The organism is Clostridium sp. AM22-11AC (assembly GCF_003473545.1).
In the GTDB taxonomy this organism is placed as follows: domain Bacteria; phylum Bacillota; class Clostridia; order Lachnospirales; family Lachnospiraceae; genus Enterocloster.
Genome location: NZ_QUCM01000001.1, coordinates 416,549 through 430,343 on the forward strand (window position 1 = coordinate 416,549; position 13,795 = coordinate 430,343).

Here is a 13,795-nt window from a genome sequence, read left to right on the forward strand (position 1 = left end):
CCTCTCCTTACTGTACCGGCTCAACGGCTCTGACATCCCCTGCTTTAATGGTGTCATTTACCAGATAAGAGCTTTCGTCCCCTTCTTTATCATAAGGGAATACCTGTACCTTTACATCATGATCATCGAAGAAGCTGCCGTAGCTGGTAGTAAATCCGTTTTCATTCTCCTCCGGTGCTGTATAATAGAAGTTCTGGGTTGCTACAGACTCACCAATGCTTCCTAAAACATCCTGTGCATAAACCACTGCTACATCGCTGGTAGTCTTGCGGGTAACAGGCAGCAGTACAGTCAGAAGACCGGTTTCGTCATCATAAACAACGTTTAAGTCCATTACATAATCAGCAAAAGCACCATATGGCTCTAAATACTGCTCTTCCAGGTCTGAACGTACTTCTTCCCAGTCGATCTTAATATCTTTATCGATCTCTGTATCCGGCTGTCCATCTCCCTGGATCTTTCCATCTGCTGGAGAAACAATATTACTCTGGGTACAGCCGCTTAAAAGAGCTGCTGATGCCAGAAGGATCAGAGAAACCTTTTTCCAGTTAAACATTACAAAAAACCTCCTTAATTTTCAACGGTACTATTATAACGAAGAAACCACAATTTTAACAGTGGTTTTTTCTTACAAAATTGTTACCTATATGAAACTTCTGTGAAATGTAGCTTGCTATTTGATCTTATTGGTGCTATCATGTTCAATATGATTTAATTTTTTATTTTTTTGAACATATTATTTTTTAACAGGAGGTCATTTTCATGAAACCGAAACAGAAATCATTTTTGCAGAACCTTGACTGGGTCACCACTATCCTGCCTTTCGGATGCATCACATTGTTATGCTGTCTGTTTATGATATTTCCGGAAGGCTCTGCCAATATCCTTGCTTCCATCCGTTTCTTCCTTGGCGACCAGCTTGGCAGCTATTATCTGTTAATGGGACTGGGGGCTGTGATCTGTTCCCTGTATATGGCATTTTCCCGCTTTGGTTCTATTAAACTGGGGGATGTAGAAAAACCACAGTATACTGCTTTCCAGTGGGGTTCCATGATGTTTACAGCCGGACTGGCTGCAGATATCCTTTTTTATTCTCTCTGTGAGTGGATGCTTTATGCAGATGAGTCTCATATTTCTGAGATGGGTTCCATTCAGGACTGGACTTCTGTTTACCCATTGTTCCACTGGGGTCCTATTCCATGGAGCTTTTACATCATCCTGGCTGTTGCATTTGGCTTTATGATCCATGTGCGCCGCAGGAATAAACAGAAATACTCAGAAGCCTGCCGTCCTCTTCTTGGAAAGAAAGTAGACGGAGTGGTTGGAAAACTGATCGACCTTACCGCTGTTTTTGCTCTCTTAGCAGGAACTGCCACTACCTTTTCACTGGCTACCCCTCTTTTATCCATGGCTTTAAGCAAGGTGTTAGGAGTTGCAGAGACGCCCCTTCTTACCATTGCTATTTTAGTGATCATCTGTATTGTATACACACTGGCTGTATATTTTGGCATGCAGGGAGTCACACGGCTGGCTGCTTCCTGTATCTATCTGTTTTTTGTGCTGTTAGCTTACTTCCTGTTTTTAGGCGGTCAGACACGCTACATCATTGAGACCGGGATCACTGCCATCGGACTTTTAACCCAGAATTTTATTTCTCTGGCTACCTGGACTGATGCCCTTCGCACCTCTTCCTTCCCACAGAACTGGACGATTTTCTACTGGGCTTACTGGATGGTATGGTGTGTGGCAACCCCGTTCTTTATTGGAACCATCAGCAAGGGAAGGACCATCCGCCAGACTGTTTTAGGCGGCTATTTCTTTGGTCTTGCTGGCACCTTTACTTCTTTTATCATATTGGGAAATTATGGTCTGGGACTTCAGACTCATGGGATCTTAGATTTAATGGGACTGTACCGGGAGACCGGGGATCTGTATCAGGCGATCATCGCTGTTTTTGAGACAATGCCTGCAGCCAGGTTTGGACTGATCTTACTGGCTGTTACCATGATCGCTTTTTATGCGACTACGTTCGATGCCCTTACCATGGTGGCAAGTTCCTATTCCTACCGCTCCCTGGATGCAGATGAAGAGCCGGATAAGAAGGTAAAACTGTTCTGGGCCATTACTTTAATGCTTTTCCCTATTGCACTGATCTTTTCAGAAAATTCCATGAGCAGTCTTCAGTCTGTATCCATTGTCGCTGCTTTTCCTATTGGATTTATTATCCTGATGATCGTGTGGAGCTTTTTTAAGGATGCGGATGCGTATTTGCATGATACAGGGTCAAAAGGTTAAAAATCTGGTATCATAACAAAAACAGGAGACGTCCCCTTCCAGGTCTCCTGTTTATACGTTACTGTGCATTTTTACACTTCCTTGTCTGTTACATGTAATACTCATCCTGCCATAGGATCTTTCTTATACAATTATCTGCCTCTGTTTCATCTCTCCCCTTAAAACATATGGTCAGAAAACCATATAAACTTAAATTTTTCATTTCTTCGTAGTGTTTTAAATTTGCTGTTTTTTTGTCATCGGTTACGAAAATGTCACAATCAAAACGGTTTGCGGTCTGAATCAGATAAGAGATCGGTATTGGATTCAGCGCCTTTTTTCTTACGTCCAAACTCCTGGTTACCATTCACATCACCTCAATTTCAGAAAACTACAGCATGTTCCACTCCCTCTACTGAATTATTATATTCCCCTTTTGTTTATAATAGCACCACTTTTTGTTAATAACAACCAGTTGTTACAAAATTTATCAATTTTTTATGTGCAATAGTTATATTTTCTTTTGTTTTGATAATTAAGAAGCGACAGTTGTTACTTTTTTGACAACTGCCGCTTTTTCTTTGGAAGATTTAGTTTATTTATTTTGAAATATGATCATTACTGGGTGTCCGCAGATACGGAAGCACCTGCTACTGCCCATTTGTAATTCTGGATGGCCTGCTGGAGAGCCAGGTCTGCACATTTATATCCGGACTGTGCCTGAAGCCATGCCAGTTCCTGCTGCATATACTGGATGTTGCTTAGCATGCCATTGGCCTTCTGCACCTGCGCTGCCTGCCAGGAGATCTGGCCGCTTTCGTAGGCTGTTTTGGCTGCTGAATAGGAGGAATTTTTTTCTTCCATTGCATCATACAGCGCCTGGATATTGGAACGGACATTTTCTTCGGAATATTCTACATTGCGCAGTTTATTGGCGATCTGTGTAGTTGTCTTTGAGGTACGGATCTGCAGATCTGTCATTCCGCCGCCTGTCTGTCCTCTGAGACTGATCAGCTCGTAGTTGTTATTTACTGCTTTTTCTTTATCTTCTGCTACATTGACTGTGGCAATGTAGGATGGATCTGCTGCCGGTACTTCTCCGAATACTGGATTAGATGCTTCGTCGTATCCGGTAAAGGAACAGAGCATTTTACGGATCTGCTCAATTCCTGCATCCAGTGTATTTAACTGGGACTGACCGGAAGAAAGGCTGGCTGCTGCGGAAAGTACATCTGCGTCAACTGCCATTCCCTGGGCCTGCATGGTGTTCTGCAGCTGTTTTGCTGCTGTAGCCAGTTCTACACCTTTTGCTGCTATAGTACGCTGGGACTGCAGCTGCTGATACTGGTTTAACATCATTTCTACATTAAGGATCAAACTGTTGGCCTGGCGGTCGATCTGTTTTTCAGAAGAGTTCTTCCGGGATAATGACCGGTCCATATTGTTGGCCATTGTACGCATCTGATTTGCAGTCTTACGCAGCGCTTTTGCCGTTGCCTTGTTGATCATCTGATCCATACCTGTCTGGTCTTTGGCAAGGTCTTCTGCTGCTCTTGCCTGGGAAATAAGATCGTCTGCCATGGTCCTCTCATTAACTGCGATCTGCCCCTGATCTTCTGTCATTCCCCGTACCATGTTGTAGGCACTTTTGATGGGACCGTAATATTCTTTTACTCTGGCACCTATTTCGTCATAGTCTAACTGATTATCTGTAAGGCGTTCCTGATCAACAGAATAGCTGCTGTCCGGGTTTGCTTCTTCTGCGAATGCCTGAAAAGGAGCGGACGCTGCCAGCAGGAATGCCATTGTGGCTGCTGTCATGGAGCTTAAATGATTTTTTTTCATCTTTTTTGTCCTTTCTCTCTATGTACTCTCGAAGTCTTTTTGTATTTGATCTTGCGAGAAAGCCTCCGGGAGTGCATCTATTAATTTGAGGTGGTAAGTCCTTTTACATTCCAGTCATAGGCCTCTAATGCGAGGAGAAGCTGTAATTCTTTGGTGTTTACATCGTTTTTGGCTGATGTATAGGTGTTTAATGTACTCTGGTACTGCAGTTTGGTCTGGCTTCCTACTGCAAGGTTTGCCTGGGCAAGGTTTAAATTTGCTTCTGCTACCTGCAGCTGTGCTTTAGCTGCATTTAAGGAGTCTCTTGTAGTAAGTACGGTGTTGTACTGTGTTTTTAAGGAACGGATGGCTGTATCTTTTGCATTTACAATAGCTGCCTGGTTGGACTCGATCAGATCCTGGCTTGTTAAGTTGCCTGCTTTTTTGGTGTAGTATCTTACATCATAGTTGTTGTCAATGGCTGTCTGGGCATCTGCGTTTGGATCTAAAGCATCTACACGGGATAAATCCGGCTGTGGTACTTCTCTGATCTCAGGCTGTGCATCTGCGCTCCAGCCTAACATAAGGCACAGATTTCTGTGTACATTTTCCTGGCTCTTTTTTGCTGTTAAAATGGCTGTATCCTGATCCTGTACACTCTTTAAAGCTGTAAGGACATCGGTCTGGGTTGCCATTCCTACGGACATCTGAGCCTGGGTTGCTTCGTACTGCTGCTGCAGAAGATCTCTGGTACTCTGTAAGTTTTCCAGGTTATATGCGGACTGCTCTAAGGAAACCATCATTTCCTGTGCCTGGTATACCAGTTTTGCTTCCTGCTGGTCATACTGGATCTTTTCCATTTCCGCGTCTTCGTAGTTATTGTCTGCCTGTTTGGTTAAAAGGCCTGCGGAGTAACGCAGGGAAGCCCAGGTTACATCGTTGTCTGCGTTGTCAGCCTGATCCCAGATGTCATCAATGTCTTTCATATAGTCGTCATAGATGTCATTTAAGTTTTTGTTTTTCTGGTCTTTGTAAGTGGAACGGTTGCTTAAAACGGTTGGGTTGTATTCGTGGATCAGGTCTGCTAATTCGCCGTATTCCATGATGTTGTCACGAAGGGTTGCCCATTTTTCTGCGGAATAGGCAAATTCCGGAGTTAAACTTTTTTTGTAGTCTACTGTCTGAACGTCTTTTGGCTGATAGGTATTATCATCCGGGCTGTTCTGGGCTGCCAGAGCTGTAAGTGGAAGGGCTGCTGACAGAATGGATGCTGTAAGTACAGTGGATATCCGTGTGATTTTTTTTGTGATATTTTTCATTGCTAAGTCTCCTCATTTCGTTTATGACTGCTGTGAAGTCTGGGTACACATTCCTCTTTCCAGGATCGTCATTTCTTCTGTTAATACCTGGATGATGGTTTCTTTTTCGGAAGGATTTTGGTAATACATTGCCATGGATTTGATCAGGATCATAATTGCCATGTCTACTATGTAGCACAATGTTTCTATTGTGGTCGGGTAGCGGTCTTTGTCTAAGCGGTTGTACAATTCTTCTACGAAGGATTTATAAAGTTCGTCTTTCATCAGAAAACCACGGATCCCAAACATCTGGTTCTGTCCTGTTACGCTTAGGTCTGCCAGAAGGTTTCTGTGGATCTGGAATGTAATACGCTCACTTCCTGTTTTTATCCAGTCTTTCAGAAGACGGATACACAGGCGAAAAGGGTTGCCGTTTTCTTCTTCTAAGAATTCAAATACTTTTTTTCTTAAGGTATCACGAAATCCTCTGAGCATGTAGCGCATCAGGTCGTCTTTGTCTTCAAAGTAAGTGTAGAAACTTCCTCTGGATATTTCGGCTTCTTTGATGATCTGGTTAATGGATACTGCGGAGTAGGGAACTCTGGCGAATTCGTGGGCTGCAGCTTCCAGGATCGCATTTTTTTTTGAGTCTTTTAAGTTTAAAAAACGCTGGGTTGGCATGTAGTTGCCTCCTTGTTGGCTTTTGTATGGTTGATATTATTTGTATAGATGACAGGGTGTTATTTGTGACATGTTGTCACCGTTGTCACTTTTGAGATTATATATATGTTGATTGGGAAAGTCAATAGGAAGAAGGATTAAAACTTTATAAACAAACGGCGAAATGGATGGGATGGGACACGGGGGATTTGCGCGGGGACAGACTAAGGATTTGAGAAAAGGGCTAAAAACAAGAGAGGGGCGGGCAAAACTCACTTCGTTCAAACAGTTGCCCGCCCCTCTCTTAACGCCCTTTTCTCAAACCCAAGTCTGTCCAGCCTGCGCATCCCATGTGTCCCATCCAATTCATTTCGCCTGAGGGGGCCTGGTATCCTCATTCTCCCGCCATCGGCGGGGGGATATCGTCTTAGTTAAAGATCATAATAAAAAATACCCCAGACCATGTGATATGTGAGAGCTGAGGCATTTTCCATTATGTTCCAAACCAGTTATACTTTACCTTGTATTAGCTGTCTGGCTTTGTGTTCGTCTTCTTTTTTTACGGATATAGAGTAGGTGTTTTTTACACGATAATATTTTTCACCGTCTTTCCGCCCCTTTTAGGGGCGGAAGATGTACCTTTCTTACATGTTCTCTGTCTTTTCTACAATATAAACTGGGCGGTCTTTTAGTTCTGTGAAGAGGATTGCAATGTATTCGCCGATGATCCCTATTAGCAGGAACATCATGGCAAACATGAAGCAGAGAAGGACTACTATGGTTGCATAGCCGCTTGGGGCACCTTGTCGGGTGAAAAGGGTGTATATCATAACAGCTACCCCAAGGGATGCTGATAGCATACCTGCGTAAATTCCCAGTTTTAGTGGCATATTGGAGAAGCAGAGTATCGTATTTATGGAGAATATGAACAGTTTTTTGATGCTGTATTTGCTTTCTCCTGCTACTCTGGCTCTGGCTTCGTATTCTATGTTGGTCTTTTTGAAACCTACGTTTTGTACATAGCCTCGAAGGAAACGGACTTTTTCACGATAGTTGTCTTTCAGGACCTGGGCTACGTGACGGCTGATGGCGAAAAAGTCGGAAGCGTTTGGCTCAAAGTGAACATCGGAGATATGGTTGATGAGCCAGTAAAAGCCGGATGATGTTATATTTTTTACAAGGCCTGCGGATTTATTTTGGGTACGTACCATATTTATTACTTCGTAACCATCGTTAAACTTTTCGATGATCTCTGGGATACATTCCGGGGGATGTTGAAGGTCTGCATCCATGCAGATGATCCCATCTCCGGTGCTGTAATCGATGCCAGCGATCATAGCTGCTTCATGCCCGAAGTTTCTTGAAAAACTGATAAGTTTTACATCATGGTCTTCATGAGCTATTTCTTCCAAAATACTCAGACTATTATCTGCACTGCCGTCATTTACAAATATCAGTTCATGTTCCCACCCAGATTTTTTTATCTGTTCCAGGATTTTATTTGTTTCTTTATAGAATTCTCTTAGTGCTTTTTCTTCATTATATACGGATACGACTACAGATAATTTACAACATCTATCGTCTTTTTGACTTATGCCATTATTATTTTTTTGTGTGTTATTTTCTGCTGCATTGTTCATTAGTCGTATACCTGTATCTGTAAACTGGAATGGGTTGGAACACGTTTTTCTTCCGGCGGAAGCTGCATATAGTCCCCATATACTTCTTTAAGGACCGGATCCCAGCCCTTCGGGATCATAAGCGTCGTATCTTCAAATGGTGCATCTATTACTTCCTCACACCAGTCTTTGTGCAATGTTACATAAAGATAATCCGGCTGATAATTGCTGTAGTAGCGCAGATCACCTTTACTGTGTTTGTCTTTCAGGGCAATGGCCTTCTGCATAAAGAAGATTGCTTTCATAGGAATGAATTTGCCTATTGTTGCAAGACCGCCTACAAAAACTTTATACATCAGGCTGTACTTTGTATAATCCAGGTCATGTCGGTGTCCCATGGCAAGGCCGTAAACTGCCTTATGAAGGAAACGTGTGATCTCCGCTGCAGCCTTTCCTTTTGGAAGCTTGTCCAGGATAAACAGATCTACCCACAGATGGTTTAATTTTCCATCATAGTAGTCCATCTTATTGCTATCCGGATGCATACGGCTTTTCTTATAGATAATACGTGGAGTAAAGTCAAAAAATGCTTTTCCTTCATGGAAACTGTCTGGTTCTACCAGTTCCATTGTATCTGGAAGTTCTCTTCTTACTACTTTTTTAAATGCTTCAAACTGATTACGCGTAAAAACAATATCTGCATCATCATCCCAGGGAATAAACCCTTTATGACGTACTGCCCCAATAAGTGTTCCCGCATCCAATGCATATTGGATCTTATACTTCCGGCAAATACGATCTATTTCCTTAAGGATCTTAAGGTTAGCCGAATGTACCCTACTCATGTCATATCCAACGTTATCCTTTATAGCACTAACTTTGTTACTACCATTCTGCGCACTATTTATGTCTTCCACCATGCTATTCACCATATCATTTACCGTATCACTTACCTTATTTTCTGCCATATAGCCATTTCCCCTCCTTTACTAAACGCATATACTTTTGCAGCCAGCGAAGCTGGCTGCACATATTATTTTTCCTCACTCACGCCTGCATTGTAGAACTGAGGGAAGGGGGACGCTTTCATTTTTGCAAGTGTCCACATCTTGAGCGCAGCTGTCCGAATGCAGCGGACATAGTCCGATGCAGGCGAACAAGTGCATGCCGAAAGCCAGTGGACAATGCAAAAATGAAAAAAGGACTCCTTTCCTCAGTTCGGACCCTTCGCGACATTTCCTTGGTCAGAAAACCTTTCACACCTCTCGCGACAGACTCTTGGCCTGAAATCAGCTCAGCCCTCTCGCGACTATCTTACCGCCTCCCGAATAGTCTTCGCCATAAAATCAATCATCTCATCATTCATTCCCGGATAAACTCCAACCCAGAAAGTATCCCGTAAGATCCTCTCCGTATTCTCCAGTTCACCCACAACACGATACCCGGTTCCGGAAGCTCTCATCTCATCAAAGCACGGATGCTTGATCAGATTACCAGCAAACAGCATACGTGTCTGTACGCCTTTGCTTTCAATATACTGAACAGCTGCATTTCTGTCTGTTCCTTCCTTGCAGGTGATCAAAAATCCAAACCAGCTTGGATTGGAATGTGGTGCTGCTTCCGGGAGGATGAGTTTATCGGTGCAGTCAGCCAGCGCTGCCTTTAATCTTGCAAAGTTATGACGGCGGCGTTCTACGAAAGACGGGAACTTATCCAACTGGGCACAGCCAATAGCAGCCTGCATATCCGTAGCCTTTAAATTATATCCAAGATGGGAATATACATATTTGTGGTCATATCCCACTGGGAGTTCGCCGTACTGACGGTCAAAGCGGTGTCCGCACAGGTTGTCATGTCCAGATGGACAGATGCAGTCTCTTCCCCAGTCACGGAAGGAGCGGATGATCTTATTTAAAAGTGGATTATTCGTGTAAACAGCGCCGCCCTCTCCCATAGTCATATGGTGAGGCGGATAAAAACTGGAAGTTCCGATATCACCTACTGTACCGCTGAAATGTACTACCTCTTTTCCATCTTCTTCCATTGTATACTGTGTTCCCAAAGCATCACAGTTATCTTCTACCAGCCACAGATTGTATTTATCACAGAATGCTTTTACAGCCCGCAGGTCAAATGGGTTTCCTAAAGTATGAGCGATCATGACTGCTTTTGTCTTCTCGCTTCTCGCCTCTTCCAGCATATTTACATCAATATTATACTGTGGAATTGTTACGTCTACGAATACCGGTACTGCGCCGTACTGGATCATTGGTGCTACGGTTGTTGGAAAACCACAGGCAACAGTAATAACTTCATCACCGCGGTTTACACGACGGTCACCAAGGAGTGGAGAAGTCAGTGCCATAAATGCGATCAGGTTTGCGGAGGAACCGGAGTTGACCAGGGAGCAGTAACGTACACCCAGATATTCTGCCAGTTTCTTCTCAAATTCATCGGTATAACGGCCGGAAGTCAGCCAGAATTCCAGGGAACTGTCTACCAGATTGACCATTTCGCTGTGGTCATAGACTCTGGACGCATATGGAATGCGGTCCCCCTCTTTGTATCCTTTCTTTTTATGGAAAGTATCGCAGTAATCAGCTACCAGATCCAGGATCTGTTTTCTTGCTTCTGCTTCTGTTGTATGTTCAAACATATTTTTATCTCCTAATCAACCAAATTAACGTCTTTACAATTTTGCAACCGGAACAGGATAACGCTCCCGAAAAATACCTTAAGCGAAAAATTCCCGGATCTGGCGGTCTGTTACTTCTAACATGTCTGCACCGTTTAAGTATTCTTTGGACCATTCTACTGTCTTTTCAACTGCTTCTTTTACTGTGTATCTTGGTTTCCACCCAAATACGGTTTTGATCTTGGAGCAGTCTAATTTCAGGAAATTTGCTTCGTGAGGTCCGCCTACCCAATGGTTCTCCCAGGTCATTCCTTCTCCCCAGGCATTACAGAATAAGTCTGTTAAGGTGCCTGTTGTTACACAGTCTCTGTCATCTGGTCCCACATTGTAGTAATCCTGATATTTGCTGTCTTTGTACTGTTCCATGGCAATGGTCAGATAAACTGCCAGCGGTTCTAATACATGCTGAAACGGTCTGGTGGAATGTGGATTTCTTACCATGATCGGTTTTCCGGCCGCTGCTGCGCGGACACAGTCCGGAATAATGCGGTCGCTTGCAAAGTCTCCGCCACCGATCACATTTCCGGCACGGGAGGTGGAAATAGCACAGCGTCCGTCTTCAAAGAAGGATTTTTTATAGCTGTGTGTTACCAGTTCGGAACAGGATTTACTGTTGGAATAAGGATCATAGCCGTCTAACGGATCACACTCTCTGTATCCGTATTCCCATTCTTTATTTTCGTATACTTTGTCGGTTGTTACGTTTAGGAATGACCGTACAGTGTCAGTAAGGCGGACACATTCCAGGATGTTGACCGTGCCCATTACGTTGGTCTCGTAGGTGTAGACCGGTTCTTTGTAGGACTCGCGGACGATAGGCTGCGCTGCCAGGTGGAATACGATCTCCGGCTTTACTTCATCGAACACACGGCGCAGATGAGCCAGATCCCGCACATCACCAACTACACTGTGAATGGTGTCTTCCAGACCTGCGATCTCAAAGAGATTGGGGTCTGTAGGCGGATTTAAGGCATAGCCTGTTACCTGGGCACCTGCCAGTGTAAGGATGCGTACCAGCCAGGAACCTTTAAATCCGGTATGTCCTGTGACCAGCACTTTTTTTCCGTTATAGAATGATTTTAATTCTTCTAATGTTAATGCCATAATTACTCCTTAGTCTTTCCAGATCTTCCATGGTGCTTTTCCGGACTGCCACAGTTCTTCCAGTTTTTTCATCTCTCTCTGTGTATCCATGCACTGCCAGAAACCGCCATGATAGAAGGACTTCATCTGGCCTTCTGCAGCCAGTTTCTGCATTGGTCCCTGCTCGAAAATAGTAGAGTCCCCTTCCAGATAATCGAAGATCTCCGGGTTCATGACCATGAAACCGCCATTGATCAGAGCGCCATCGTTATCGTCTTTTTCACGGAAGGAAAGGACTGTATTGTCCTCTGCAATGTTTAACACGCCTTTGGACTGTCCCAGATTGACAGTTGTGATCGTTGCGATCTTGCCATGGGATTTATGGAATGCTACCAGCTCATTTAAGTCTACGTTGGAAACGCCATCGCCGTAAGTAAGCATAAACGGTTCATTTCCAATATATGGCTGGATACGCTTTACACGGCCGCCGGTCATAGTGTTTAAACCGGTATCTACCAGTGTGACTTTCCATGGCTCGGAATAGTTGTTGTGTACTTCCATGCTGTTGTTTGCCAGGTCAAAAGTGACATCGGATGTATGCAGGAAATAGTCTGCGAAAAATTCTTTGACTACATACTGCTTATATCCCAGACAGATCACAAAGTCATGGTATCCAAATTCGGAATAATATTTCATAATATGCCACAGGATCGGCTTTTCACCGATCTCGATCATTGGCTTTGGTTTTAAATGGCTTTCTTCACTGATCCTGGTGCCGAAGCCCCCTGCTAAAATTACTACTTTCATTTTCAATCTTTTTCCTCCGAGAGTGTATCTATGTTCTCCCACATTTGTGGAAGGATATATTGTTACCGGTCCCTGAAGATATTCAGGTGGTTCTCTTCCAGGATACGGAATGCATCCCGGATCTTATCTGTTCCTTTACGGTATTCGTAAAGATCATCTATTTCTTTTGAATGTTCTTTTAATTCCTGATCTGACATAAATGGGATCTGTGGTGCCATTTCTGCCATTTTTTCAAAGTTCTCTTCTCTGTAAGGTGCTTTCTGTATCTCACGATAAGTAGTATACCCATTTCCAATTAGGATTGCAATACAGAAGACAGTTTCAAGAACAGGCACTGTCCGTTTTACCAGTCCTCCATTGATACGTTTCCTGCGTATTTGGGAAGCCAGGGCAAATGTGAGAAGGATCCCCAGGACTCCTACCTGAAACTGCAGGGCATATCGGGAGCTTAAGGCATAATCTTCTTTTTCAAAAATGTAACGTGAAAGGAAGATGAGAAGATGATTGGCTCCGCCGGATACAAGGAGTATTAACGGAAAGAATGTTTTTTTATAAATGCCAAGACTTATGTTCAGCCACAGGGACCACAGATAGCCAACCATAAGTATGACTCCCAGCAGATAGATGATTTTGTTGGAAATACAACCATTTGCGATCCACTGCTGTAATTCTTCACCGCCAACCATCATTCCTGCCAGGGATTTCAGGATAAAACGGATGGGAAATGTAGGGAAGTCTTTTAATATTTCCCCTAAGGATCTTCCTGTTGCCCCTGCATGTTCTTCTACTGCAAAGGAATTGCTGAGAATGTAAAGGAGCAGCGGGATCAGTGTGCAGATAAGAAAGATCACATACTGTTTTCTTTTTTCTCCTGTATCCATAAATGCTGCCGCACCGGATGCCAGTATCATAACAACTGCATAGATGGCGCAGTAGGGACCGGCTGTCCCCAGTATGATCAGCCATGGAAGCAGCATAAGTATCGTTTTGTCCCATTTTCGCTCTTGTCCCCGGTAATATCGGTCGAAAAGGATCTGGTGATAATAAAAGCAGGCAAAGGCAAAGAAATGGGACCAGCCGCTTCCATTTGTCAGCATCTCCCATTTGTTCAGACTGAACATAACGATCATGAAGGTGATAAACCATTTTATATTTATCTTCAGCTGACGGGAATATGCTGCAAAACACCAGGCTGCAAGACTGACGCTTACAGCACCTAATACCCGGTCAAAGGTAATGGAAAAGCCAAAAAATTTTACGTTTATGATACGGGACAGGTAATTGATGGGAATACGGGTAAGCACATCTGCCACGAAGAATTTTTCAGGGTTAAATACATCTGGCAGATAGCTGTTTACCAAGCGGATGTAGTCGGAATAGACTACATCGCAGGCTGCATTTTTAATATACCACAGGAGAAATGCCAGTCCCAGAAGAGGCAGAAGGTAAAAAACTATCCTGTGTGTACCGTCAATTATTTTTTTATCCCTGTTTCCGGGAAGTTCCATGTGATATCCTCCTGCGTATAGTTACGT

The 13,795-nt window shown here is 43.6% G+C and carries 12 protein-coding genes; 1 reads left to right on the forward strand and 11 read right to left on the reverse strand.

Annotation, left to right across the window (positions count from 1 at the left end):
- Positions 1–7: 7 nt before the first annotated feature.
- Complete coding sequence (locus DW251_RS01965) at positions 8–556, reverse strand: hypothetical protein (RefSeq protein ID WP_118300055.1); 549 nt, start codon at positions 554–556, stop codon at positions 8–10.
- A 206-nt stretch (positions 557–762) separates the two neighbouring features.
- Between DW251_RS01965 and DW251_RS01970 the strand changes: the two genes are divergently transcribed.
- Positions 763–2,295, forward strand: a complete 1,533-nt coding sequence (locus tag DW251_RS01970) for a BCCT family transporter (RefSeq protein ID WP_021868935.1) — start codon at positions 763–765, stop codon at positions 2,293–2,295.
- Between the two features lie 88 nt (positions 2,296–2,383).
- On the opposite strand, the gene DW251_RS01975 is transcribed toward DW251_RS01970, so the two are convergent.
- From DW251_RS01975 to DW251_RS02020, 10 genes are all read right to left on the reverse strand, one after another.
- A complete protein-coding gene (locus DW251_RS01975) occupies positions 2,384–2,641 on the reverse strand; it encodes a hypothetical protein (RefSeq protein WP_021868934.1) in 258 nt (85 codons plus the stop codon).
- Between the two features lie 251 nt (positions 2,642–2,892).
- Complete coding sequence (locus DW251_RS01980; RefSeq protein WP_021868933.1) at positions 2,893–4,119, reverse strand: TolC family protein; 1,227 nt, start codon at positions 4,117–4,119, stop codon at positions 2,893–2,895.
- A gap of 80 nt (positions 4,120–4,199) precedes the next feature.
- The gene (locus DW251_RS01985) at positions 4,200–5,417 is read right to left on the reverse strand and encodes a TolC family protein (protein ID WP_021868932.1); all 1,218 of its coding nucleotides are present in this window, start codon (positions 5,415–5,417) and stop codon (positions 4,200–4,202) included.
- A 21-nt stretch (positions 5,418–5,438) separates the two neighbouring features.
- A complete protein-coding gene (locus tag DW251_RS01990) occupies positions 5,439–6,077 on the reverse strand; it encodes a TetR/AcrR family transcriptional regulator (RefSeq protein ID WP_021868931.1) in 639 nt (212 codons plus the stop codon).
- Between the two features lie 623 nt (positions 6,078–6,700).
- On the reverse strand, positions 6,701–7,651 hold the full coding sequence (locus tag DW251_RS01995; RefSeq protein ID WP_347474608.1) for a glycosyltransferase family 2 protein: 951 nt from the start codon (positions 7,649–7,651) through the stop codon (positions 6,701–6,703).
- A gap of 44 nt (positions 7,652–7,695) precedes the next feature.
- Positions 7,696–8,643, reverse strand: coding sequence for a LicD family protein (locus DW251_RS02000; protein WP_347474602.1), 948 nt, complete (start codon positions 8,641–8,643; stop codon positions 7,696–7,698).
- A gap of 341 nt (positions 8,644–8,984) precedes the next feature.
- Positions 8,985–10,331, reverse strand: coding sequence for a lipopolysaccharide biosynthesis protein RfbH (gene rfbH, locus DW251_RS02005; RefSeq protein WP_118300057.1), 1,347 nt, complete (start codon positions 10,329–10,331; stop codon positions 8,985–8,987).
- A 78-nt stretch (positions 10,332–10,409) separates the two neighbouring features.
- A complete protein-coding gene (gene rfbG, locus DW251_RS02010; RefSeq protein WP_021868927.1) occupies positions 10,410–11,474 on the reverse strand; it encodes a CDP-glucose 4,6-dehydratase in 1,065 nt (354 codons plus the stop codon).
- Between the two features lie 9 nt (positions 11,475–11,483).
- Positions 11,484–12,260 carry a glucose-1-phosphate cytidylyltransferase gene (rfbF, locus tag DW251_RS02015; protein WP_021868926.1) on the reverse strand — a complete coding sequence of 259 codons (777 nt, stop codon included), beginning with the start codon at positions 12,258–12,260 and terminating at the stop codon, positions 11,484–11,486.
- Positions 12,261–12,322: 62 nt separating this feature from the next.
- Complete coding sequence (locus DW251_RS02020) at positions 12,323–13,768, reverse strand: hypothetical protein (protein ID WP_118300058.1); 1,446 nt, start codon at positions 13,766–13,768, stop codon at positions 12,323–12,325.
- Positions 13,769–13,795: the final 27 nt, after the last annotated feature.

Bases quoted from the DNA above. Each gene is read 5' to 3' on its own strand.
- DW251_RS01965 (WP_118300055.1), bottom strand. From the start codon at position 556: ATGTTTAACTGGAAAAAGGTTTCTCTGATCCTTCTGGCATCAGCAGCT.
- DW251_RS01970 (WP_021868935.1), top strand. From the start codon at position 763: ATGAAACCGAAACAGAAATCATTTTTGCAGAACCTTGACTGGGTCACC.
- DW251_RS01975 (WP_021868934.1), bottom strand. From the start codon at position 2,641: ATGGTAACCAGGAGTTTGGACGTAAGAAAAAAGGCGCTGAATCCAATA.
- DW251_RS01980 (WP_021868933.1), bottom strand. From the start codon at position 4,119: ATGAAAAAAAATCATTTAAGCTCCATGACAGCAGCCACAATGGCATTC.
- DW251_RS01985 (WP_021868932.1), bottom strand. From the start codon at position 5,417: ATGAAAAATATCACAAAAAAAATCACACGGATATCCACTGTACTTACA.
- DW251_RS01990 (WP_021868931.1), bottom strand. From the start codon at position 6,077: ATGCCAACCCAGCGTTTTTTAAACTTAAAAGACTCAAAAAAAAATGCG.
- DW251_RS02000 (WP_347474602.1), bottom strand. From the start codon at position 8,643: ATGGCAGAAAATAAGGTAAGTGATACGGTAAATGATATGGTGAATAGC.
- rfbH (WP_118300057.1), bottom strand. From the start codon at position 10,331: ATGTTTGAACATACAACAGAAGCAGAAGCAAGAAAACAGATCCTGGAT.
- rfbG (WP_021868927.1), bottom strand. From the start codon at position 11,474: ATGGCATTAACATTAGAAGAATTAAAATCATTCTATAACGGAAAAAAA.
- rfbF (WP_021868926.1), bottom strand. From the start codon at position 12,260: ATGAAAGTAGTAATTTTAGCAGGGGGCTTCGGCACCAGGATCAGTGAA.
- DW251_RS02020 (WP_118300058.1), bottom strand. From the start codon at position 13,768: ATGGAACTTCCCGGAAACAGGGATAAAAAAATAATTGACGGTACACAC.